Origin of the sequence: Promicromonospora sp. NPDC052451, assembly GCF_044547525.1 — a bacterium.
Lineage (GTDB): Bacteria > Actinomycetota > Actinomycetes > Actinomycetales > Cellulomonadaceae > Promicromonospora.
Genome location: NZ_JBIUAP010000006.1, coordinates 147,209 through 168,627, shown reverse-complemented (window position 1 = coordinate 168,627; position 21,419 = coordinate 147,209). Strand labels below are relative to the sequence as shown.

The window sequence follows — 21,419 nt, the reverse complement described above, 5'->3', positions numbered from 1 at the left end:
AGGGGGCGTCTGCTCTCCGGTGGGCGGCCCGGTGGGCGTGGGCGGCCCGGTGGCCCGGTGGGCGGCCAGCGGACGGGCCGGTGGGCGTGGGCGGCCCGGTGGTCCGGCGGGCAGCGGCCAAGGCGGGAGGCCGGCGAGTGGTGGTCGGTGATGGCCCCGGCCCGGGCCGCCGGCGGGCTGAGTCTTGTTTCGCAGGCCGTGGGCGACCGTCTGCTGGTGGATGACGGTCTCCTGGGGCCTGGTGAACCGGGATCAGTAGCGGCGGAGGGCCGGAACCGCCGGGCTCCGGCAGAATTCCCTACTTTTTCTGTCGGGTACTTGCCGGAGAAAATCGGCGCTCGTTCGATGGGGACATGCGCCTTGGATCAGATCAACGGAGACCTGTCCGCACCGGCTGGGTCGCGGCATTCGTCGCGTCCGTGCTCGCCGCGGGGGTCGCCCCGCTGCCGTTGGCCGCGGACGCTGGCGCCGCAGTCGCGGACGCTGACGCCGCGGTCGCCGACATCGCCGTCGCCGACGCCGCTGTCCCGAACCCCGACGCCGCCGGTATCGCCGCCGCCGCGACGTCCCCCACCCCGCCGACCGCGGCCACCACCTACGCCAACCCCGTCACCGCCGGCGTCACCGACACCTTCCCCGACCCGGCCGTCATCCGCGGCAAGGACGGCGCCTGGTACGCGTACGGCACGCAGAACCCCGTGTTCAACAGCCAGGGCGAGCCGGGGGAGCGGATCCTGCCGATCCTGCGGTCCACCGACCTGGTGACCTGGGAGTACGCGGGGGAGGTGATCCAGCCGGACGAGGTCCCGGCCACCTGGCGGGACAACTCCCGCGCCTGGGCCCCCGACGTCCGCTACGTCGACGGCGAGTACCTGCTCACCTATGGCCTGTCCACGGGCGGGCTCGCGGTGGCCACCGCGCCGACGCCGACCGGCCCGTGGACCCACCGCGACGAGCTGCTCGTCCCGTCGGCACCGATCGACGGCTGTCCCACGGGCAACATCGACCAGGCACTGTTCACCGACGATGACGGCACGCTCTACCTGTACTGGGGCAGCTACGACATCGTCTGCGTCTCGGAGCTGACGCCCGGGGCGGGGGAGCTGACCGGTCCCGTGACCCAGGTGGCGCAGGGCCGCCGCATGGAGGGGGCCTACGTGGTGCGCCACGACGACCTCTACTACCTGATGTACTCCGACGCCGGCTGCTGCGAGGGCGCCTACAGCGGCTACACCGTCAAGGTGGGGCGCAGCGAGAGCCCGCGGGGCCCGTTCCTGGACGACGACGGCGTGGACCTCATGGCCGAGTCGAGCAAGGGCGGCTACGTGCTGACCTCGAACGGCAACGGCTTCGTGGGCCCGGGCCACCACTCGGTGGTCACCGACCTGGCGGGCCAGGACTGGATGGCGTACCACGCGATCCCGGCCGACGACCCCGACTTCCCGCCCGTGGAGACCCGCAACGGCGTGCTCAACCTGTCCAAGCGGCCGCTCATGATCGACCGGCTCGACTGGATGGACGGCTGGCCGGTGGTCAACGCGGGCGCCGGGCCGTCGTCGGGTCCGCAGGCCGCGCCGGTCACCACCAGCGCCGTCGGAACGACGTTCGCGGACGGTTCCCTCGACGGCTGGCGCGCCGACGGCGACGTCGCGGTCGCCGAGGCGCCCGATGCCGGGCCGTACGTGCGACTCGACGGATCGTCCCTGGTCAGCCGGGTTCGGACCGGCGGCGACGTGCGCGCGCAGGCGGACGTGCGCGTACCCGGTGCGGACGGCGCCGCGGGGCTCACGCTCGGCACGGGCGCGCACCGGGTGACCGCATGGGTGGACCGGGCGGCCGGGGAGCTGCGCGTCGAGTCCGGTCACGGTCCGCGCGCCGTCCGGGCGGCCGCGGACCTGCCGGAGACGTTCGGGTACGAGGACTGGTCCGTCGTGACCCTCGACCGCGCCGGCGGGACGTACACCGCGACCGTCTCGGCCGACAACCTCAAGGACCCGCTCGGCACCGTCACGCTGCGGGACCGGGGGCGTCCGTCCGGGAACCCCGTGCCGGTGGGCGTGACCGCGCGCGGCCGGGCCGACGCCGACAACGTCAGCCTCGTCGCGGACGCCGAGCCGGTGACCGAGCGGGTGCCGAACCCGCAGCCCGGCGCGCTGCTGCCGGACGCCTCGGACGAGTTCGACGGCGACGTGGTGCCGGGCGGGCCGGGATCGGGCTGGACCTGGGTCCGTGGCCCGGCGGACGGCGTCCGGCTGGAGGACGGCGCCCTCGCGTGGCCGACCCAGGCCGCCGAGCTGCACCTCGGGAACAACACCGCCTCGGTGCTGACGCGGGACGCCCCCGAGGGCGACTACCTGGTGGAGACCCGCCTGGAGCTGGACGGCGTCGGCGTGAACAAGCAGGCCGGCCTGGTCCTGTACGCCGACGACGACCAGTTCGTGAAGCTGGTGCACTCCCAGCTCGGCCTGCAGCGCAAGCCGGGCAGCGTCGCGCAGATGGTGGAGTTCACCAAGGAGGCCGCCCGGCCGACCAGCACGCCTCCGGCGGCCGTGTACGCCGCACCGATGTGGGGTGCGGCGCCCGGGGAGACGACGTGGCTGCGCCTGGCGGTGCACGAGGACGCGGCGCACGACGAGTACGAGGTGCGCATGGCCTCCAGCACCGACGGCGAGACGTGGCGCTGGGGCGGGGTCTGGACGCTCCCGTCGGACAAGCCCCTGCGCATCGGCCTGGTCGCCATGAACACCCCGGGCGCGGAGGCCCGCTTCGCCTACGTCCGCACCCACACCCTCGACCGGACCCGCTGAGTGCTGGGTCTTCGCCCTTCTTCGGGTGCCGGGAGGGCGAAGACCCAGCACTCAACGGACCGGGGTTCTGTTCGGGAGGCGGGCGAAAGGGGCGGGTATTTTGCCGGGGTGTTGACGGAAAAAACGGAGGTTTCTATGGTCGCTCGCATGTCGACGACGACACCCGGCAGCACCGCGCGCCGCGCCCATGAAGGCCGCGTCCTCGGTGCCCTGCGCGACGGCCCCCTGAGCCGCGCCGAGCTCGCCCGCCGCGTGGGCCTGTCCCGCACCACCCTCTCGGAGACCACCGCCGAGCTCCTGCGCCGCGGCGCCATCGTCGTGCTCGACACCGACGCCGCCACCCGCCGCGGCAGCGGCCGGCCCGCCGAACGGCTGGCGCTGGACCCCGGGTCCGGCCAGTACCTCGGCGTCGACTTCGGGCACCGGCGGGTCCGGGCGGCCGTCGCCGACGCGACGCGCGAGACCGTCGCGTCCGGCGTCGAGCACTACGCGGACGACACCCCGTGGTCCGAGCGGCTCGACCTCGCCTTCGCGCTCATCGACCGGCTCGCCAGCGAGCACGGCCTCCACTTCGGCGAGCTGCAGGCGGTCGGCATCGGCGTCGTCGGACCCTACGGCGGACGGCGGCCGGACGGCGCACCCGTACCGTGGGCGCGCCGCTCCGCGCCCGACGACGTGCGGGGCGCGTTCGCCGACCGGTTCGGCGCTCCCGTCGTCGTCGACAACAACACGCGGCTCGCGGCGCTCGCGGAGGCCGTGTCCCAGCCCGAGAGCGCCACCGACCTGTTGTACGTGCGGCTGTCCGACGGCGTGGGCGGCGGCCTCGTGGTCAGCGGCCGCATCGGCACGGGCGCCCACGGGTTCGCGGGGGAGCTGGGCCACGTGTCCGTCGACCCGGCCGGTACGCGGTGCCGCTGCGGCAAGCGCGGCTGCCTGGAGACCGTCGCGTCGACGCCCGCCGTGCTGGCCGCCTGCCGCGCGCAGGGGGTCGAGGTGCACACGCTCGACGACCTCGCGGCGGTGGTGGCCACCAGCGACCCGGCGGCCGAGGGCGTGCTGCGCGAGGTCGGCGCCGCCGTCGGCCGGGTGCTCGCGATGGCCGCGCTCACGCTGGACCCCGACGAGGTGGTGATCGGCGGGGAGATCGTGCACGTGGCGCCCGTGATCGTCGAGCAGGCGGCCGCCACGCTGCGCTACGAGCTGCACCCGCTGCCCGCCGCCGAACCCGTGCTCGTGCGCCCCGGCCGCCTGCGCGACACCGACGGCGCGCTAGGTGCGCTCGCCGCCGCCTTCCACCTCTCGCCCCTCCTGGCCGGCTACCCCCACCCCGAGGCCGGACGCCGCGGAGCCCTGCGCGAGGTCCTTCCCGAGTCGTTGCCCCCACGCCTGAGGAGAGCCCAGTGACCGCGACCGTGTCCACCCCGACCCCGGCGAGGACCGGGTCACCACCCCGGCGGCGCGCCGGGCGCAGAACCACCCTGCTGGTGCTCAACACCGTCTCGATCGTGGGCGGCATCGGCGTCTGGTGGGTGCTGGCCCTGACCGGACTCCAGCTCCCGACGCCGCCCGAGGTGCTGGCCAAGGGCGTACAGCTCGCCGCCGACGGCACCCTGGCCGAGGACCTGCTGGCGAGCCTGGGCCGGGTCCTGGCCGGGTTCCTGCTCGGTTCGGCGGCCGCGATCCCGGTCGGGTTCCTCATGGGCTGGTACGTGCCGGCTCGGGGCCTGTTCGAGCCGTGGATCCAGTTCTTCCGCACCATCCCGCCGCTCGCGCTGCTGCCGCTCGTGCTGGTGCTCATGGGTATCGGTGAGCTGCCCAAGGTGTTCGTCATCTTCCTGGCCGCGTTCCTGGCGTGCGTCATCTCGACGTACCAGGGCGTGGTGAGCGTGGACCGGACGCTGATCAACGCGGCCCGGGTGCTGGGCGCCAAGGACGGCACGATCTTCCTGCGCGTGGTGGTGCCGGCGTCGTCGCCGTTCATCCTCGTGGGCATGCGCGTGGGCCTCGGCTCGGCGTGGGCCACCCTCGTGGCCGCCGAGCTGCTGGCGGCGCAGGCGGGCCTCGGGTTCCGCATGCAGCAGGCCCAGACCTACTACGACCTCGCGACGATCTTCGTCTCCATCGTCGCCATCGGCGTGCTCGGCCTCGTGATGGACCGGCTGCTGCTGCTCGCGGAGACCCGGCTGACCGGATGGCAGGAGCGCCGATGACCACCAGCACCCTGGCGGGTACCGCCAAGATCTCCGTCCGGGACGCCCGCAAGACGTTCGCCCTGAAGGACGAGGAGTTCGTCGCGCTCGACGGTGTCCGGCTCGACGTCGCGGACAACGAGTTCGTCACCGTGGTCGGGCCGTCGGGCTGCGGCAAGTCCACCCTGATGAACATCGTCGCGGGCCTGGAGGCGCCGACGTCGGGCGAGGTGCTGGTCGACGGCGCTCCGGTGACGGGGCCCGGCCCCGAGCGCGGCGTCATCTTCCAGCAGTACGCGCTGTTCCCGTGGCTGACCGTGCGCAAGAACGTCGAGTTCGGGCTCAAGGTCGCCGGCCTGCCTGCCGCAGAGCGGCGCGAGCGTGCCGAGCACTACGTGCGCCTCGTGGGCCTGGAGCAGTTCGCGGACGCGCTGCCCAAGACCCTGTCGGGCGGCATGAAGCAGCGGTGCGCGATCGCCCGCGCCTACGCCGTCGACCCCTCGATCCTGCTCATGGACGAGCCGTTCGGGGCCCTGGACGCCCTGACCCGCGTCCGGCTGCAGGAACAGCTCCTGCAGACGTGGAGCAGCGAGAAGCGCACCGTCCTGTTCATCACCCACGACGTGGACGAGGCGGTGTTCCTCGCCGGCCGCGTCGTGGTCATGGCCGCCCGGCCGGGCCGCATCCACGAGGTGATCGACGTGGACCTGCCCTACCCGCGCACCGAGGAGGTGCGGCTCAGCCCCGAGTTCGCGCAGCTGCGCAACCGCGTCTGGCGCGCCGTCTACCACCAGCCCGCCGCCCGCTGACCGCGGCCGGGCCCGACCCAGAACCAGAGGACATCATGCGACTGACCAGGAAGACCTTCGGCGCCGCGTTCGCCGGCCTCGCCCTCGTGCTCTCCGTGGGCGCCTGCTCCGGCGGCGCGTCCGGCGCGGACGGCGGCACCGTCGAGGTGAACTTCGGCTACATCCCCGACTTCAACGGCACCAGCCTCCTGGCGATCGCGGAGGACCAGGGCCTGTGGGAGAAGCACGGCATCGACGCCACGACGTCGTCGTTCACCAACGGGCCGCTGCAGGTCCAGGCGCTCGGCACGGGCGACCTCGACTTCGGGTACATCGGGCCGGGCGCGTTCTGGCTGCCCGCCTCCGGGCAGGCCAAGATCGTCGCGCTGAACACCCTGGGCCGGGCCGACCGCGTCGTGGCGCAGCCCGGCATCGAGTCCGTCGAGGACCTCGCGGGCAAGACCGTCGCCGTGCCGGAGGGCACCTCGGGCGACATGATCCTTACCCTCGCCCTTCAGGAGGCGGGCATGACCAAGGACGACGTCGAGCTCGTGCCCATGGAGCCGCCGGCCATCGTGTCGGCGCTGTCCTCGGGGCAGGTCGACGCCGCGGGCTTCTGGTACCCGGCGCTCGCCACGGTCAAGGAGCAGGTGCCCGACCTGGTCGAGCTCGCCCAGAACACGGACTTCGAGGAGACGATCGCCTTCCCGACGGCGTTCGTCGCCGGGAACGACGTCGTGGCCGACGACGCGGAGAAGGTCGACGCCGTGCTCAAGGTGCTGCGCGAGGCCATGGACTACCGGGCCGACCACCTGGACGAGACGATCGCCCTCACCGCCGACTTCAACGGTCTGGAGGCCGCCGACGTCGAGGCGGACGCCGCGAACGTCGACGTGCTCGACGCGCAGGAGGCCGACGCGCTCACGCAGGACGGCACCACCGACACGTGGCTGACGGGCATGCAGGAGTACTTCGTGGACGCCGGGCAGCTGCCCGAGGCCGTGGACCCCGCGGAGTTCTACCTCGGCGACCAGTTCGTCCAGGCGGGTGAGTGACCCGGTGGCAGGCACGAACGTCCTGTTCCTCATGACCGACCAGCACCGGGCCGACACGCTGGGGGCCTACGGCAACCCGCTGGCGGCCACGCCGGTGCTGGACCGGCTCGCGGCGTCCGGCACCCGGTTCGACCGGTGGTACACGCCGACGGCGATCTGCACGCCGTCGCGCGCGAGCCTGCTCACCGGGCAGGCGCCGTTCCGGCACCGCGTGCTGGCCAACCACGAGCGCAACGTGGGCTACCAGGAGGACCTGGCCGACGGCACCTTCACCTTCGTCGAGGCCCTGCGTGAGCGGGGGTACAACACGGGGCTGGTGGGCAAGTGGCACGCCGGCACCGTGAAGAACGCTGCGTCGTTCGGGTTCGACGGGCCGGACCTGCCCGGGTGGCACAACCCCGTGGAGAACGAGGACTACCTGGCCTACCTGGCCGAGCACGACCTGCCGCCGTACGAGATCAGCGACCGCATCCGCGGCACGCTGCCCAACGGCGGCCCGGGCAACCTGCTGGCGGCCCGGCTGCACCAGCCCGTGGAGGCCACCTTCGAGCACTACCTGGCGACGCGGACGATCGAGCTGCTGGAGCGGTACGCGGACGAGTACCGGTCGGGACAGCGGCCGTTCTTCCTGGAGCTGAGCTTCTTCGGGCCCCACCTGCCGTACATCGTGCCGGACGAGTACTTCGACCTGGTCGACCCGGCCGACGTGGAGCTGCCTGCCTCTGTCGCGGAGACGTTCGAGGGCAAGCCGCCCGTCCAGGCCAACTACAGCGCCCACTGGACCTTCGACACCATGCCGATCGAGGTGACGCGCAAGCTCATCGCGGTCTACTGGGGCTACGTGACGCTCATCGACCAGCAGATCGGGCGGGTGCTGGACGCGCTGGAGCGGCTCGGGCTCGTGGACGACACCGCGGTGTTCTTCACGTGCGACCACGGCGAGTTCACCGGCGCGCACCGCCTGCACGACAAGGGCCCGGCCATGTACGAGGACATCTACCGCACGCCCGGCCTGCTGCGGGTCCCCGGCGGCCCGGCCGGCCAGGTGCGCACCGAGTTCGTCAGCCTGCTGGACTGCACGGCGACCATCCTGGAGCTGGCCGGGGCCGACCCGGCGCCCGCCGTCGACTCACGCAGCCTGCTCCCGCTGGCGCGGGGGCTCGACGTCGAGTGGCAGCAGGACATCGTGTGCGAGTTCCACGGGCACCACTTCCCCTACCCGCAGCGCATGCTGCGGGAGGACCGGTACAAGCTGGTGGTCAACCCCGACTCGGTGAACGAGCTCTACGACCTCCAGGAGGACCCGGACGAACTGTCCAACGCGTACGAGGACCCGGACCTGGCGGACGTGCGCCGGCGGATGACGAGCCGCCTCTACGGGCTGCTCCGGGACCGGGGCGACAACTTCTACCACTGGATGACCACGATGTACGACGTCGGGGAGGTCGACCACGACCCGACCCAGTCGGGCCTGGACGAGACCACCTACCGCGGCGTCGCCTGACGGTCCGGGGCACGGTCCGGCCCGGCCGGGGCGGGCCCCGTGCGCAGGTGGTCCAGCAGCAGGTCCAGGACCGACTGGAGCTGGTCCGTGCTGCCCGTGGCGCGCAGCACCTGGACCCCGCCCTGGATGCCGGCGACGAACGCGCCGGCCACCACGGCGGGATCCAGGCCCGGGCTGACCAGGCCCTTGGCCTGCATCGTCAGGACGCCGTCCCGGACGCGGCGCTGCCACTGGTCCAGCAGCTCGGTCACCACCTCGCTCGCCCCCGCGGTGCTCGACACCTGGTCCATCAGTGCGCCCAGCGGGCAGTGCCGGCCCTGGGCGCGGTACCGCTGCAGGACGGCGTCGCGCCACGCCCACCACGACTCCCAGGAGTCGAGCGCGCTCAGGTGCGGCTCCTGGTCGGTGAGCACCCGGTCGGCCTCGTGGCGTGCGACGGCGAGCAGCAGCTCCTCCTTGCCGCCCGGGAAGTAGTGGAAGAGCTGACCCTTGCTGGTACGCGTGACGGCGAGGACGTCGTCGAGCGTGGCCGCACCGGGGTCCGTGCCGCGCAGGTACCCGGCGGCGCCCTCGAGGATGCGCTGCCGGGTGGCCTGACCCTTGGGCGTGAGCTTCACGGTGCCGACGCTACGGCCAATTTTCTGGACTTGCTAGTCCAAAAAAGGGTTCCTAGCGTCGCCGGCATGACACAGCGACTCACGGGCCGGACCGCCCTCGTGACCGGGTCCACCAGCAACATCGGACGGGCGATCGCCGAGGCGCTCGCGGCCCAGGGGGCGCACGTCGTCGTCTCGGGCCGCGACGAGCAGCGTGGCGCGGCGGTCGTGGCGGGCATCCGCGCCACGGGCGGCGCCGCCGACTTCGTCCGGGCCGACCTCGACGGCAGCCCGGAGGCGAGCCACACGCTCGCCGCGGCGGCCGCCGAGGTGCTGGGCGGGCGCATCGACGTGCTGGTGAACAACGCCGGCATCTACCGCTCGGCGCCGACCCTGGCCGAGACCGACGCGGAGGCCCTCGACCGGCTGTACGCCGTGAACGTCAAGGCCCCGTACTTCCTCACCCAGGCCGTCGCGCCCCGCATGGTCGCCGGCGGTGGCGGCGCGATCGTCAACCTCGGCTCGTGGGTGGCCCGGCTGGCGCTGCCCGTCGGTGGCGCCTACGCGTCCACCAAGGCCGCGCTGGAGTCGCTGACCCGCTCGTGGGCCGCCGAGCTCGGCCCCCAGGGCGTGCGGGTCAACGCCGTCGCGCCGGGCGTCGTCCGCCCTCCCGAGCTCGACCCGGACGTCTCGTTCTCGGAGGAGATCACGGTCGGCACACCGGCCGGCGCGCCGGGCCACCCGGACGCGATCGGCGCCGCGGTGGTGTACCTCGCCTCGGACGACGCCCGGTTCGTGCACGGCACGGTGCTCGACGTCGACGGCGGCCGCAGCGGCGTCGCGGTCGTCGCGGCGTGACCATGCGGTTGCTGCCAGGATCCGGCTGATTCTGGCAGCAACCGCTTGATGGTCGTCCGGGTGAAAGGGGTGCATGTCGCGAGATTTCACCCAAAGTTTACTGATGTCACCTCAGGTCAGGGTCGGGGCGTGTCAGGGTGGGCGAGGCGCCGTAGCCCGCAGGGGGTCGCGGGCCGACGGACACGGAGGTCGACGATGCGCACACGTCTCGGACGGGCACAGGGAATCGGGCCGGCGCTGTGGGGCGGGCTGTCCGCGCTGGCGGTCGGTGCCGGGGTGCTGGTGGCGCCGGGTGCGGTCGCGCAGGTCGCCGGGTACGACGCCGGGTACGACGTCGGGCCGGTTGCCGGGCAGGGCGCGACGACGGCGGAGGCGGCGCGGCCGGCCGCCGTGGCCGACGTCCCCGCCGGCTACTACGACAGCGCCGAGGGCCTGACGGGCGACGCGCTCAAGGCCGAGCTCAACGACATCATCAGCGACGCCGACGCCCTGTCCTACAGCGAGGTCTGGGACGGCCTGATGGCCACGGACGAGGACCCCGCCGACCCGGACAACGTGATCCTCCTGTACAGCGGCGAGTCGCGGGCCAAGAACCTGAACGGCGGCGACGTGGGCGACTGGAACCGCGAGCACGTCTGGGCCAAGTCTCACGGCGACTTCGGCACCTCGACCGGGCCGGGCACCGACCTGCACCACCTGCGCCCCACGGACGTGCAGGTCAACAGCATCCGCGGCAACAAGGACTTCGACGAGGGCGGCAGCGAGGTGAGCGGCGCGCCGGGCAACTTCACGGACGCCGACTCCTTCGAGCCCCGCGACGAGGTGAAGGGCGACGTCGCCCGCATGATCCTGTACATGGCGGTGCGCTGGGAGGGTGAGGACAGCTTTGCCGACCTGGAGCCCAACGACTCCGTGAACAACGGCTCGGCCCCGTACCACGGCCGGCTGTCCACGCTCCTTGCCTGGAACGCCGCCGATCCCGTGTCGGACTTCGAGGCGCACCGCAACGACGTGATCTACGAGCAGTTCCAGCACAACCGCAACCCGTTCGTCGACCACCCGGAGTGGGCGGACGCCATCTGGGGCTGATCTCCCTACGGTGCGCGCGGCGGGTCCCGGTGTCCGGGGCCCGCCGCGCGTCATTCGACGCCGCCAGATCGTCCGCGGGGAACGATGGCCCCGGCTCGCCGGGTTCCTTACGCTGGAGGGAGCAGGCCCGTACGGCGCCGCTGCGACGGGGCGCCCGGCGGGCGACGACGCGGACGCGGAGGTCGGCATGGCTGGCGAGAGCACGTCTGAGGTGCGGGTCCCGCCGCGCTGGTTCGTCCGGACGGCGTGGGGGCTGCACCGCCGCCTCTACCGTCTCACCGGCGGTCGCCTGGGCCTGCGCCGGCCGAGGGCGGGGAGCTGGGGGATGCTGCGGCTGACCACCTCGGGCCGCAGCACCTGCCGCGAGCACAGCGTGATCCTCGCCTACGTCGAGGACGGCCCGAACATCGTCACCCTGGCGATGAACGGGTGGTCCGACGGCGACCCCGCGTGGTGGCTCAACCTGCAGGCGCACCCGGACGCGACGGTGGACCTGGTCGACGGCGACCGGCTGGTGCGCGCCCGGGCGGCGCACGGTCACGAGCGCGACCGGTTGTGGGCCCGGTGGCGCGAGGTGGAGCCGCACCTCGACGCCTACGCCGCCCTGCGGTCGACCGAGACCGTGCTCGTGGTCCTGGAGCCCCGGTACGAGCCCACGCACCGGGAGTGACCGACGGCGTCGCTCAGAGCGTCGCGGACGCCAGGGCCTCCTCCTGACCGTCGAGCGTGATCTCGATCCGGTCCACGTCGGTGAGCGGTACCGCCGACGACGCGTCCAGCCCGATCGTCGCCCCGCCCTTCCACGACCACGTGCCCGCGACCGTGCGCGCCCCGTCCCGCGCGACCAGCACGAGGTCGTAGGTGATCGGCTCCGGCGGTACGTAGCTCTCCTCGGGCGGCTGCCCGGGCGCGGGCGGGTAGTGGCAGCTCCAGCGCAGGCTCGTGCCCCAGGTGGTGGGGGTGACGACGAGCTCGGCGCGCATGTCGGCGTCGCCCACCGGGCGGAGCTGGACGGTGCGGGCGCCCGCGGCGGCGACCGTCGTCGTGCCGTCGGGGGTGTCGCCCAGGGTGTCGTTCCCGAGCAGCGTGCCGCCCGCGACGCCCACCGCGAGCAGGGCGGACGCCGCGACGGCACCCAGCGTGCGGCGTCGGCGGCGGGAACGGCGGGCCGCCCCGGCGAGGCCCGCGAGCGGGATCACGTCGGCGGCGCCGGGGCCCGGGCGCGCGGGTCCGCCGCCGTCGGTTCGCTCGCCGTCCGGGAGGTCGGCGGCCAGCGCCTCCGCGTGCGCCGCGGTGAGCGTGCTGAGCAGGCCGGGCATTCCGGCGAGGTCGGCCACGGCGGCGCGGCACGCATCGCACTCGGCCAGGTGTCGCTCGTACGCCCGGCGGTCGCTCGGGCTCAGGGCGCCGAGCACGTACGCGGCGTCCCACTCGGCGTACCGGTCGCCGCCGTGCCCCTCGTCTGCCACCGGGATCATGAGGTGACTCCTTTCTCCTGCAGGGCCAGCCGCAGCGCGCGCAGCCCGTAGTGCAGGCGGGACTTCACGGTCCCGGGTGCGATGCCCATCTCGGTGGCGAGCTCGGCCACCGAGCGGCCGCCGTAGTACGCGCCCACGACGACCGCCCGGTGCGCCGGCGAGAGCGACACCAGGGCGTCGGCCACCAGCCACGAGTCGAGCACGGCCTGCGTCGTGTCCCGCTCCTCCTGGTCCGGGACGTGCCCCGTGGCCCGCTCGCGGGTGCGGCGGGCGCTGCGGAGGTGGTCGACGGTCAGGTTGCGCGCGACGGTGAACAGCCAGGCGCGCACCGAGTCCTCGGGACGTTCGAGCACCTCGGGGTGGCGCCACGCGCGCAGCAGGGTCTCCTGCACCACGTCGCGCGCCTCCTCCTCGTCGCCCGTGCGCCGCACCACGTACCGGTACAGCGCGTCGGCGTGCGCGTCGTGGACCGCCGCGAGGAGCTCGTCCTCCGCGCCCGCGCCTGTGTTCACGCCTCCGTCACCTCCTGGGGCCGCTCGCCGGGGTTACTTCTGGAGCTGCAGCGAGAACTCGATGCTGCCATCGTCCTCCACCGTCACGAAGCCCAGGTCCGGCGCCTCGACGTCGAAGTCCGCGAACGTGACCGGCACGCTGCCGACCACCTGGACCGGCTCGCCGTTCGCGGCGTCGCCCGCGACCTCGGCCTCGACCGTGGCCGGCTGCGTCACGCCGTGCACCGTGAGCTCGCCCGTCAGCTCGACGGCGGTGGCACCCTCCTCGATCGGTGCCGGCTCGGTGAGCTCGAACGTCGCCGTCGGATAGGTGCCCACCTCCAGCGCCTGGTCGCGGAAGTACGCGTCACGGTTGGCCTCGTCGGTCGCCACGGTGGACATGTCGACCTCCACGGTCGCCGCCGAGATGGCGCCGTCCGCCACCGTGACCGAACCGGTGACGTCCTCGGTGCGGCCGGTGACCGTGACGTCCTGGCCCTGCAGCACCTCGTCGAGGCGGTAGCCGGCGAACGAGCCCTCGCCGATGGTCCATGTGCCGTCCGCCGCGTCGGCGTCGGTCAGCGGTGCCACGGACTGTTCGAGCGTGGGCGCTGCGTCCGCCGGACCGACCCAGTCGGCGTACAGGCCCGGACCCCAGATCGCCGCGGCCGCCCCGACCACGACCACTGCCGCCCCGACGCCGATCCCCACCTTTGCTCCTGTGCGCACGTCCGCCCCTCTCGTTCGCAGGCCGACCCGGTGCCGGCCTCTGCCCCTCACGACGGGTGAAAGGGGGGATCGGTTCAATCCGGCTTCTCAGTCCGTGGTCGTCAGGCGCATCGCGACGCTCGCGGGCGCCGTCTCGACGAAGCCCAGGCTGCGGTACAGGGGCCGCCCGGGCGCGTCCGCGTTGAGCGTGACGTACGGGTCGGCCGGCGCGCGCTCGGCGATCTGCGCCAGGAGCCACGTCATGACGCGGCGGCCCAGGCCGCGGCTCTGGTGCTCCGGCAGCGTCGCGATGTCGGCGATGTGGAAGTACCAGCCGCCGTCGCCCAGGGTGCGGCCCATGGCGACCGCCGTGTCCGTGGCGACCTCGCGGACGTGGCAGAACGCCCAGCTCGCCGTGAGCACCGGGGCGGCCTGCTCGGGCGTCTTCGGCGAGAGGCCCGACGCCGCACGCAGGTGCACGTACTCGTCCACGCTCGGCGCGGTGGGGAGCAGGAGGTAGGGGTCGTCGTTCATGGGATCACCGTACGGTCGCGGCCAGACCTTGCGGGCGCCTCAGCCGGCGAGCGCGACCTCGTCGTGGCGCGCGACGCCGAAGGTGCTCCCGGGGTAGCGCAGCCCCGAGAAGTACATGTTGGTGTGCGCGACGATCTGCTCGCCCGTGACGTGCACGCCGTCCCACACGCTGTCGGTGGTGGTGTGGCCGTCGCTCACCAGGGTCACGTCGTAGCCGAGCGCGGCGGCGCGCTGGGTGGTGGTCCGCACGCAGAAGTCGGACTGCGCGCCGACGACGACCAGGCGTGTGGCCCCGAACCCGTCCAGCGTCGCGCGCAGGTCCGTCTCGGCGAAGGAGTCGCGGTACGCCTTGTGCACGAGGGGCTCGTCCGCGTGCCGTGCGAGGCCGTCCGCGAGGGCCCAGCCGGGGGTGCCGCGGTCGAGGCCGGGCTCGTGGTGCTGCACCCAGACGACGGGGGTGCCGGTGCGCCGGGCCCGCTCGACGAGGGCGGCGCAGCGGGCGACGACACCGTCGGCGTCGAAGCAGGGAGCCACGACGTCGGCCTGGAGGTCGATGACGAGGAGAACGGTGGTCACGGGCCCATCGTCCCAGGTGCCGCGGGAGCGGCGCGTCCATCACCGAGCGACCGCCCGCGGGCCGGGGTTCTGGACGGCGCGCGCGGGGGCGTCCTTCGGGCTATGCGGCGCGGACGGCGTCGAGGCCCAGCGTGCGGTTGATCCTGCCGGTGAGCCGGACCGTGGTGGAGCGGGGCAGGAACCGGTGGACCCACGAGCCGACCTGGTTGAGCCGGCGGCCCGGGTAGGACGCGCTCCGGCCGCGGGCGAAGTCGTCGAGGGTGCGGCGCGCGACGTCGGCGGGGGAGTCCGTGATCCGCGGGTCCATGGTGTGCGAGGTGCCCTCGAAGAACGTGGTCTCGGTGGCACCGGGGTGCGCCGCCATGGCGTGCACGCCCGTGCCGCGCAGCTCCTCGGCCAGGGCCTCCGTGAACGACAGCACGAACGCCTTGGTCGCGGCGTAGCCGGCCTGGTACGGCATGGGCTGGAAGGCCGCCGTCGAGGCGACGTTGACGATGCCGCCGCGACCCCTGGCCACCATCCGGGCGCCGAGGGCGTGGGTCAGCGTCATGAGCGCGGAGACGTTGAGGTCGACCGACCTCTGCGCAGGTTCGAGCGGCCGGTCCAGGAAGGGGCCGGCCGGGCCCATGCCCGCGTTGTTGACGAGCAGGTCGATGGGGGCTGCCGCGTCGAGGTCGTGCAGGAGGCTGGTGACCTGCTCGCGGTCCGTCAGGTCTGCCGTGAGGGTGGTGACGGCGACGTCGTGCGTGGCGCGCAGGCGGGTCGCCACCTCGTCGAGCGCGGTCGCGGACCGTGCCACCAGCACGAGGTCCGAGCCGCGGCGGGCGAGCTCGTCCGCGTAGGCCGTGCCGAGCCCGCGGCTGGCCCCGGTGACGAGGGATGTGGTGCCCCGGTAGGTGTGCATGTGCGTGCCTCTCCGTCAGATGGCGTCAGATGCTTCGAGTCTCGAAGTAGTTTGGACCCTAACACCTTCGAGTCTCGAAGTAATCTCGCGTAGGATCGGCGGATGAGCCAGACCGATCTCGAAGCCGCCGTCCGGGCGAACCACGAGCTCTTCATGATCACGGGCGACCGCGTGGCCGACCTCGTGGCGCGGCACCGGCTCACGCTGCAGACGGCGCAGGCACTGTGGGTCATCGACCCGGAGGAGGCTCCGCCGTCGATGAAGGTGATGAGCGAACGGCTCTACTGCAACGCGCCGAACCTCAGCTTCGTCACCAACCAGCTCGTCGAGCGGGGACTGGTCGAGCGTGTCACCGACCCGCACGACCGGCGGTCACGCGTCGTCGTGCTGACCGAGGAGGGGCGGCGGGTACGGGCCGAGGTCATCGCGGGGACCCTGGAGCGGACGCCGTTCGCGGGCCTGGACGCGGACGAGCTGCGGGAGCTGGCGAGGTTGCTGGCCAAGGCGCTGACGACGTCGTCGGGCGCTGCGCGACGTACGACGTAGGCGCTGCCGGCGTCCACCGTTTGCAGCAGGGTGCAAAAGCACTATTGCATGTGGGCGCAAAGCCGCTGGCCGCGCTATTCCGGGACCCGGGGTACGCGGAAGCAGTCGTTGTGGAAGCAGTGCGCGGCCAATAACGTCCGACCTCACCGGTATTTCCACTCGGACGCCGGGTCGCAACCTGCCACTCAACACGGGGAGAGCCATGAACCACAAGAGGATCAGGACCGCTGTACTCACGGCGCTCGTCGCCCTCGGGGTGGGTCTCGGAGCCGTCGCACCCGCCCAGGCGGCGGCCTACGAGGTGAACTACACGGAGCCCCGTGCCTACTCCTCGCACTCGAAGGACTGCGCGTCGGTCGACCGCTACCAGGCATGCGTCCAGCCCTACGGTGACCTCATCTGGATCAAGGACGGGCTCAAGGACGGAGAATCGCCGTTCGTGACGTGGACGGACCTGGACGGCGACCGTTCAGGAATGTGCATCAACCGGCAGGGTGTGGACGCCGGATGGACCGCATGCAACAAGAACTTCCCCGAAGGGCACGAGATCCGCTGGACCTTCACCTGGCGCAATTACGACGGCACCTGGGAATCGTCCGCTTATCAGTACACGGTCGTCTAGCGGCTCGTTCGTCAAGCCTTCCGAGGGTCGGCTTCGGTGAGGACTCTTTCGGGGTCCTGGACAGGCCCCGGCGGTCGCACAGGTGGCGTCATGCGGCCGACGGGCGCGCCGCCTCCAGGAGGACGTCGACCAGGCGCTCCGCGGCGTCCGGGTGGCCGTTCTCGCGGGAGGCGCGGGACATCCGCTCGCGGCGTCCGGCGTTCTCCAGGAGCCCGGCCAGCGCCCCGCGGAGGTCGGGGTAGGTGACGTCGCCCTCCAGGGAGATGGCGGCGCCCAGGTCCTGCAGTCGGCGCGCGTTGTGCGCCTGCTCGTTCCCGGCGGCCGAGGGGAGCGGGATCAGCACCGCGGGCTTGCCCAGGGCGGTGAGCTCCGCGATGGTCCCGGCGCCGCTGCGGGAGACGACGATGTCGGCCAGGGCGAGCACGTCGGGCAGCTCGGGGCCGACGAAGCCCATGACGCGGTAGCGCGCCGCCAGCTCGGCGGGCAGCGAGGCCGTGCTCTCGAACATGTCCTGGAGGTTGTTCGGGCCGCACTGGTGGATCACGTTGGTGCGCTGCAGCAACCACGGCAGGGCCTCGGTGACCAGAGTGTTGATCTGCACCGAACCCTGCGCGCCGCCCGTGACGTACAGGACCGGGAGGTCGGGGTCGAACGAGTCGAGGCCGAGGGCGTCCACGGCCTTCAGCGGCTCACCGGTCATCACCTCGGCCCGGACCGGGTTGCCGGTGACCACGGCCCGCTCGCGCACGCGCTCGGGCAACAGCTCCAGGGTCGACGGCGACGACACCGCCACGCGGGTGGCGCGCTTGGCCAGCAGGCGGTTGGCGAGCCCCAGGCCCACGGTCTGCTCGTGCACCACGAGCGGACGGCGCAGCATGTTCGCCGCGAGCCCGACGGGCACGGCGACGTAGCCACCCGTGGAGAGGATCACGTCGGGCTTGAACTCGGCCACGATCGACCGAGCCTGCGCGACACCGATGGGAACCCGCGCCATGTCCTTCATGTTGGTGGCCGAGAGCATGGCCAGCGGGTTGCTCGACCGGCGCAGCTTGCCCGTGGCGACGGGCACGAAGCGGATGCCCTCGGTGGCCGTGACCTGGGCCTCCAGGCCGTTCTCGGTGCCGGCCCAGAGCACGCCGACCGGCGTGCCCTCCTGCGCCAGCCGGGCCTGGAGCGCGCGGAGCGTCGTGAGTGCGGGGTAGGTGTGGCCGCCGGTCCCTCCACCGGTGACGAGAAGTCGGAACTCGCGCGGGTGTGAACTCACGAAGACATCTCCCGGGACGGCAGGGGTGGGGGCGCGATGCCAACTGTAGGCGATTTGTGGTGGTCGGAGGGTTTGCGGTCGTGGTCTGGGCCGTGCCGGGGGCGGTGCCTGGTCGCTGACCGACGCGATCGGGCCTTTCGTGTAAAGAAATGTCGGACACGAATTGCACTCGCGCGTTCTATTTCTTCATTTCATATTTATCTTGACGCATTCCGTGCTTTGCTGGCAGGATCTCCGCCACTCATCGATGCGGGCACCTGGCCCGCGCGTGGACGGAAAGCAGAAGGCAATGGGTGATGGAATTGCGGCGGGTGTCGCCGTGAAGGTCACCGGGGTGTCGAGCACCGAGCGTGGCGCCCAGGGAGTGGTCAAGACGATCCGGCCAGGATGGGCCGGCAAGGAGGCCGTCGTGGTGGCGACGGGCGCGCTCCGGACGCGCGAGTTCACCGTTCCGGTGGTCGACCTCTCGAGGGTCTGAGTCGAGGGCGGGAACCCCCGCGGGCGTCGATCAATTTCGCATGGACGCCTTTTGTGAATGTTTTCGGCCTCCCTTGTGGTGCCCTTTTCCCGGGTGCTTCGGTGCCGGTGTAGAGAAATGCATCATTGCAGGTCAGTGAGGAATTTCCCGCGCTCCCAGTCGCCGGCTCACCTCGCGCGCCGCAACGGCAGCCCGCTCCGCCAGCCCGGCCCGCCCCGCGTCGTCGTACGCCTCTGACCGGAAGGTCACCGCCAGTCCCGCCACCGGCCGCCCCGTGTGGTCCACCACTGCGGCGGCCACCGACGCGAACCCCGCCGTCACCTCGCCGTCCTCCTCGGCGTACCCTCGCGACCGGGCCAGTCGGAGCACGTCCCGCAGCTCCCGCAGCGTCCGTGGCCCCGCCCCGGTCAGGTCCGTGAACGACCCGGGCGTCGGGTAGAGCGCCCGCACCTGGGCCGGGGGCAGCAGCGCGAGCACGGCCCGCCCGCTGGCGGTGAGATGGCTGGGAAGGTGGACGTCGACGTCGGTCACCAGCGGAGGCCGCCCCGCCGCCCGCTGCTCCACCAGGTACAGCACCTCGCGGCCGTTGAGCACCGCGAGGTGGCCGTTCTCCCCGGCGCTCTCCACCAGGCGGGCGACGACGGGCGCCGCCAGCCGGGTCAGCGGCGCCTGGCGGGTGTACGCGCTGCCCAGGCCGAGCGCGGCGACTCCCAGTCCGTAGCGGCGCTCGTCGGGGAAGTGCCGCACGAAGCCCTCGTCGCCCAGCACGGACAGCAGGTGGTAGACGCTGGAGCGCGGCATGCCGATGCCGTGCGCGATGGCGCCCGCCGGCACCGGGCCGGGCTGCGCGGCGAGGAAGCTGAGGAGCCGCGCGGTGCTCCGCGCGGCGGGTACGGCGCTGCTCCCGCCCATGTCTGCCTCCTGGCCAGCCTCGTGCCGGGCGAGGTCGGCAGTTCGTCAGGTGATCGGCAACCCGGGCTGCCGATCACCTGACGAACTACCGACCACCCCATGCGTCTCGTATCCCAGACTCTATCCGTGCGCGAACCCGCGCCAAGCGGCCTGCGGCGGGGTTCCATGGGCGCATGAGCACCCTGCACGACACGGCGCCGACGCCGGACAGCGGCACTCCGGCCACGACCGCCTCGACACCCGAGGCCGGCGCGCCCCGTACCGGCGCGCCCCGTACCGGCGCGCCCCGTACCGGCGCGCTCGGCATCCCGACACCCGGCTCCGGACCGGCCGACCCGGATCTGCCCCGCCACGTCGTCCTCGACGGCACCCCGCTCACCGTCGAGCAGGTGGTCGCCGTCGCCCGCCACGGCGCGTCCGTCGAGATCCACGACGCCGCCCTCGCCCGGATGGCCCAGGCCCGCGCCGTCATCGACGACCTCGCCGACGACACCGTGCCCCACTACGGCGTCTCCACCGGCTTCGGGGCGCTCGCCCGGCGGCACATCCCCGCAGAGCAGCGCGCCCAGCTCCAGCTCAGCCTCGTGCGCTCGCACGCCGCCGGGTCCGGGCCCGAGGTCGAGACCGAGGTGGTGCGCGCGCTCCAGCTCCTGCGCCTCGCCACCTTGGTCACGGGCCACACCGGCGCCCGGCCCGTCACGGCGCAGACCTATGCGGCGATGCTCAACGCCGGGATCACGCCCGTCGTCCACGAGTACGGGTCGCTCGGCTGTTCCGGCGACCTCGCGCCGCTCGCGCACGTCGCGCTCGCCGCCATGGGGGAGGGCCAGGTCCGGGTCGTGTCCAGGGCATCGGACGTCGCGGGCGCGGCGTCGGCGTCCGGCCCGTCCTCGGCACCGCTCAGCGCCGAAGGGCCAGACACGCTGGCCGCCTCGGTCGCGGCGCCGCGGGGCACCGGCGTCGCTCCGCTTCTTGATGCCGCTCAGGCACTGGCCGCCGCCGGCATCGAACCCCTCGCCCTCGCCGAGAAGGAGGGCCTCGCCCTCATCAACGGCACGGACGGCATGCTCGGCATGCTCTGCCTCGCGATCCACGACCTGCGCCGCCTGCTCACCACCGCCGACGTCGCGGCGGCCCTGTCCGTCGAGGCCCTGCTCGGCTCGGACGCCCCGTTCGCGCAGGACCTGATCGCGCTGCGGCCGCACCCCGGCCAGGCGGCGTCAGCGTCGAACATGCGGCGTGTCCTTGAGGGCTCGCCGCTCATGGCGAGCCACCGCGAGCTGGACGACGCCGGTAACCCCGCCTGCACCCGCGTCCAGGACGCCTACTCGCTGCGGTGTGCCCCGCAGGTGCACGGCGCAGCCCGCGACACCCTGTGGCACGCCGCGACGGTGGCGGGCCGAGAGCTGGCGTCTGCCATCGACAACCCGGTGGTCACCGCCGACGGTCGCGTGGAGTCGAACGGCAACTTCCACGGTGCGCCCGTCGCCTACGTGCTGGACTTCCTCGCCATCGCCGCCGCCGACGTGGCGAGCATGAGCGAGCGGCGCACCGACCGGTTCCTCGACGTGGCCCGCTCCGAGGGGCTGCCCGCGTTCCTGGCGCACGACCCCGGTGTCGACTCCGGGCACATGATCGCCCAGTACACGGCCGCCGGGATCGTCTCCGAGATGAAGCGTCTGGCCGCGCCCGCGAGCGTGGACTCCATCCCGAGCTCCGCCATGCAGGAGGACCACGTGTCCATGGGCTGGGCCGGCGCCCGCAAGCTGCGCCGGTCCGTCGACGGGCTCACGCGGGTGCTCGCGATCGAGGTGCTCACGGCGGCACGCGCGCTCGACCTGCGCGAGCACGCCTCCGCGGCGGGCACTGGCGCGGTGCACGACGCCGTTCGCGCCGTCGTGCCCGGTCCCGGACCGGACCGGTACCTCGCGCCCGAGATCGAGCAGGTGGTGGGGCTCGTCGCCGGTGGGCAGGTCGCCGGGGCTGCGGCAGGCGCCGTCGGACCGCTGGACTGAGGCCC

Annotated in this window: 22 protein-coding genes; 13 read left to right on the top strand and 9 right to left on the bottom strand. The window is 73.0% G+C overall.

The annotated features are described in order from the left end of the window. Nucleotides 1–353 precede the first annotated feature (353 nt). From ACIG47_RS12675 to ACIG47_RS12650, 6 genes are all read left to right on the top strand, one after another. The gene (locus tag ACIG47_RS12675) at nucleotides 354–2,807 is read left to right on the top strand and encodes a family 43 glycosylhydrolase (protein ID WP_397431117.1); all 2,454 of its coding nucleotides are present in this window, start codon (nucleotides 354–356) and stop codon (nucleotides 2,805–2,807) included. A gap of 147 nt (nucleotides 2,808–2,954) precedes the next feature. Next, a complete protein-coding gene (locus tag ACIG47_RS12670) occupies nucleotides 2,955–4,211 on the top strand; it encodes an ROK family protein (RefSeq protein ID WP_397431115.1) in 1,257 nt (418 codons plus the stop codon). Further along, nucleotides 4,208–5,017, top strand: coding sequence for an ABC transporter permease (locus tag ACIG47_RS12665; protein WP_397431113.1), 810 nt, complete (start codon nucleotides 4,208–4,210; stop codon nucleotides 5,015–5,017). Before ACIG47_RS12670 ends, ACIG47_RS12665 begins: the two co-directional genes overlap by 4 nt. Beyond that, entirely contained in the window at nucleotides 5,014–5,805 is a 792-nt protein-coding gene (locus ACIG47_RS12660; protein ID WP_397431112.1) for an ABC transporter ATP-binding protein, read from the top strand. Before ACIG47_RS12665 ends, ACIG47_RS12660 begins: the two co-directional genes overlap by 4 nt. Nucleotides 5,806–5,840: 35 nt before the next feature. Continuing rightward, a complete protein-coding gene (locus ACIG47_RS12655; protein ID WP_397431110.1) occupies nucleotides 5,841–6,839 on the top strand; it encodes an aliphatic sulfonate ABC transporter substrate-binding protein in 999 nt (332 codons plus the stop codon). Nucleotides 6,840–6,843: 4 nt separating this feature from the next. Further along, the gene (locus ACIG47_RS12650; RefSeq protein WP_397411348.1) at nucleotides 6,844–8,343 is read left to right on the top strand and encodes a sulfatase-like hydrolase/transferase; all 1,500 of its coding nucleotides are present in this window, start codon (nucleotides 6,844–6,846) and stop codon (nucleotides 8,341–8,343) included. On the opposite strand, the gene ACIG47_RS12645 is transcribed toward ACIG47_RS12650, so the two are convergent. Further along, nucleotides 8,325–8,960: a TetR/AcrR family transcriptional regulator gene (locus ACIG47_RS12645; protein ID WP_397431108.1), complete on the bottom strand. Its 636-nt coding sequence runs from the start codon at nucleotides 8,958–8,960 to the stop codon at nucleotides 8,325–8,327. The two genes, ACIG47_RS12650 and ACIG47_RS12645, sit on opposite strands and share 19 nt — an antisense overlap. A 66-nt stretch (nucleotides 8,961–9,026) precedes the next feature. On the opposite strand from ACIG47_RS12645, the gene ACIG47_RS12640 reads away from it, so the two are divergent. The 3 genes from ACIG47_RS12640 (at nucleotide 9,027) to ACIG47_RS12630 (ending at nucleotide 11,556) form a co-directional block, all read left to right on the top strand. Next, nucleotides 9,027–9,797 carry an SDR family NAD(P)-dependent oxidoreductase gene (locus ACIG47_RS12640; RefSeq protein WP_397431106.1) on the top strand — a complete coding sequence of 257 codons (771 nt, stop codon included), beginning with the start codon at nucleotides 9,027–9,029 and terminating at the stop codon, nucleotides 9,795–9,797. Between the two features lie 195 nt (nucleotides 9,798–9,992). Next, nucleotides 9,993–10,886, top strand: coding sequence for an endonuclease I family protein (locus tag ACIG47_RS12635; protein ID WP_397431105.1), 894 nt, complete (start codon nucleotides 9,993–9,995; stop codon nucleotides 10,884–10,886). Nucleotides 10,887–11,073: 187 nt separating this feature from the next. After that, nucleotides 11,074–11,556, top strand: a complete 483-nt coding sequence (locus ACIG47_RS12630) for a nitroreductase/quinone reductase family protein (RefSeq protein ID WP_397431103.1) — start codon at nucleotides 11,074–11,076, stop codon at nucleotides 11,554–11,556. Nucleotides 11,557–11,569: 13 nt separating this feature from the next. Here the strand turns inward: ACIG47_RS12630 and ACIG47_RS12625 are convergent, their stop codons facing one another. The 6 genes from ACIG47_RS12625 to ACIG47_RS12600 all read right to left on the bottom strand — a co-directional run bounded on the left by ACIG47_RS12625 (nucleotide 11,570) and on the right by ACIG47_RS12600 (nucleotide 15,577). Next, nucleotides 11,570–12,364: an anti-sigma factor family protein gene (locus tag ACIG47_RS12625; RefSeq protein WP_397431101.1), complete on the bottom strand. Its 795-nt coding sequence runs from the start codon at nucleotides 12,362–12,364 to the stop codon at nucleotides 11,570–11,572. Next, nucleotides 12,361–12,876, bottom strand: coding sequence for a sigma-70 family RNA polymerase sigma factor (locus ACIG47_RS12620; protein WP_397411336.1), 516 nt, complete (start codon nucleotides 12,874–12,876; stop codon nucleotides 12,361–12,363). The genes ACIG47_RS12625 and ACIG47_RS12620 overlap by 4 nt, the downstream gene beginning before the upstream one ends. A 33-nt stretch (nucleotides 12,877–12,909) precedes the next feature. Next, nucleotides 12,910–13,584 carry a YceI family protein gene (locus tag ACIG47_RS12615; protein WP_397431100.1) on the bottom strand — a complete coding sequence of 225 codons (675 nt, stop codon included), beginning with the start codon at nucleotides 13,582–13,584 and terminating at the stop codon, nucleotides 12,910–12,912. A gap of 87 nt (nucleotides 13,585–13,671) precedes the next feature. Continuing rightward, a complete protein-coding gene (locus ACIG47_RS12610; protein WP_397431099.1) occupies nucleotides 13,672–14,097 on the bottom strand; it encodes a GNAT family N-acetyltransferase in 426 nt (141 codons plus the stop codon). A 39-nt stretch (nucleotides 14,098–14,136) separates the two neighbouring features. After that, nucleotides 14,137–14,673: a cysteine hydrolase family protein gene (locus ACIG47_RS12605; RefSeq protein ID WP_397431098.1), complete on the bottom strand. Its 537-nt coding sequence runs from the start codon at nucleotides 14,671–14,673 to the stop codon at nucleotides 14,137–14,139. Nucleotides 14,674–14,773: 100 nt separating this feature from the next. Further along, a complete protein-coding gene (locus ACIG47_RS12600) occupies nucleotides 14,774–15,577 on the bottom strand; it encodes an SDR family NAD(P)-dependent oxidoreductase (protein ID WP_397431096.1) in 804 nt (267 codons plus the stop codon). A 102-nt stretch (nucleotides 15,578–15,679) separates the two neighbouring features. Here ACIG47_RS12600 and ACIG47_RS12595 point away from each other — a divergent pair, with 102 nt between their 5' ends. Beyond that, on the top strand, nucleotides 15,680–16,123 hold the full coding sequence (locus ACIG47_RS12595; protein WP_397431095.1) for a MarR family winged helix-turn-helix transcriptional regulator: 444 nt from the start codon (nucleotides 15,680–15,682) through the stop codon (nucleotides 16,121–16,123). A gap of 202 nt (nucleotides 16,124–16,325) precedes the next feature. Beyond that, a complete protein-coding gene (locus ACIG47_RS12590) occupies nucleotides 16,326–16,745 on the top strand; it encodes a hypothetical protein (RefSeq protein ID WP_397431093.1) in 420 nt (139 codons plus the stop codon). Between the two features lie 88 nt (nucleotides 16,746–16,833). Here the strand turns inward: ACIG47_RS12590 and ACIG47_RS12585 are convergent, their stop codons facing one another. After that, a complete protein-coding gene (locus tag ACIG47_RS12585) occupies nucleotides 16,834–18,009 on the bottom strand; it encodes a UDP-N-acetylglucosamine--N-acetylmuramyl-(pentapeptide) pyrophosphoryl-undecaprenol N-acetylglucosamine transferase (protein WP_397431092.1) in 1,176 nt (391 codons plus the stop codon). Between the two features lie 289 nt (nucleotides 18,010–18,298). Here ACIG47_RS12585 and ACIG47_RS12580 point away from each other — a divergent pair, with 289 nt between their 5' ends. Next, entirely contained in the window at nucleotides 18,299–18,487 is a 189-nt protein-coding gene (locus tag ACIG47_RS12580; protein WP_397431091.1) for a hypothetical protein, read from the top strand. A 132-nt stretch (nucleotides 18,488–18,619) separates the two neighbouring features. Here the strand turns inward: ACIG47_RS12580 and ACIG47_RS12575 are convergent, their stop codons facing one another. Next, on the bottom strand, nucleotides 18,620–19,399 hold the full coding sequence (locus ACIG47_RS12575; RefSeq protein WP_397411310.1) for an IclR family transcriptional regulator: 780 nt from the start codon (nucleotides 19,397–19,399) through the stop codon (nucleotides 18,620–18,622). A 173-nt stretch (nucleotides 19,400–19,572) separates the two neighbouring features. Between ACIG47_RS12575 and hutH the strand changes: the two genes are divergently transcribed. Then, nucleotides 19,573–21,414 carry a histidine ammonia-lyase gene (hutH, locus tag ACIG47_RS12570; protein WP_397431089.1) on the top strand — a complete coding sequence of 614 codons (1,842 nt, stop codon included), beginning with the start codon at nucleotides 19,573–19,575 and terminating at the stop codon, nucleotides 21,412–21,414. The last annotated feature ends 5 nt before the right edge of the window (nucleotides 21,415–21,419 follow it).

Coding starts and splice junctions, on each gene's coding strand:
- ACIG47_RS12675 (WP_397431117.1), top strand. CDS start 354: ATGCGCCTTGGATCAGATCAACGGAGACCTGTCCGCACCGGCTGGGTC.
- ACIG47_RS12670 (WP_397431115.1), top strand. CDS start 2,955: ATGTCGACGACGACACCCGGCAGCACCGCGCGCCGCGCCCATGAAGGC.
- ACIG47_RS12660 (WP_397431112.1), top strand. CDS start 5,014: ATGACCACCAGCACCCTGGCGGGTACCGCCAAGATCTCCGTCCGGGAC.
- ACIG47_RS12655 (WP_397431110.1), top strand. CDS start 5,841: ATGCGACTGACCAGGAAGACCTTCGGCGCCGCGTTCGCCGGCCTCGCC.
- ACIG47_RS12640 (WP_397431106.1), top strand. CDS start 9,027: ATGACACAGCGACTCACGGGCCGGACCGCCCTCGTGACCGGGTCCACC.
- ACIG47_RS12635 (WP_397431105.1), top strand. CDS start 9,993: ATGCGCACACGTCTCGGACGGGCACAGGGAATCGGGCCGGCGCTGTGG.
- ACIG47_RS12630 (WP_397431103.1), top strand. CDS start 11,074: ATGGCTGGCGAGAGCACGTCTGAGGTGCGGGTCCCGCCGCGCTGGTTC.
- ACIG47_RS12625 (WP_397431101.1), bottom strand. CDS start 12,364: ATGATCCCGGTGGCAGACGAGGGGCACGGCGGCGACCGGTACGCCGAG.
- ACIG47_RS12610 (WP_397431099.1), bottom strand. CDS start 14,097: ATGAACGACGACCCCTACCTCCTGCTCCCCACCGCGCCGAGCGTGGAC.
- ACIG47_RS12600 (WP_397431096.1), bottom strand. CDS start 15,577: ATGCACACCTACCGGGGCACCACATCCCTCGTCACCGGGGCCAGCCGC.
- ACIG47_RS12595 (WP_397431095.1), top strand. CDS start 15,680: ATGAGCCAGACCGATCTCGAAGCCGCCGTCCGGGCGAACCACGAGCTC.
- ACIG47_RS12590 (WP_397431093.1), top strand. CDS start 16,326: ATGAACCACAAGAGGATCAGGACCGCTGTACTCACGGCGCTCGTCGCC.
- ACIG47_RS12580 (WP_397431091.1), top strand. CDS start 18,299: ATGGGTGATGGAATTGCGGCGGGTGTCGCCGTGAAGGTCACCGGGGTG.
- ACIG47_RS12575 (WP_397411310.1), bottom strand. CDS start 19,399: ATGGGCGGGAGCAGCGCCGTACCCGCCGCGCGGAGCACCGCGCGGCTC.
- hutH (WP_397431089.1), top strand. CDS start 19,573: ATGAGCACCCTGCACGACACGGCGCCGACGCCGGACAGCGGCACTCCG.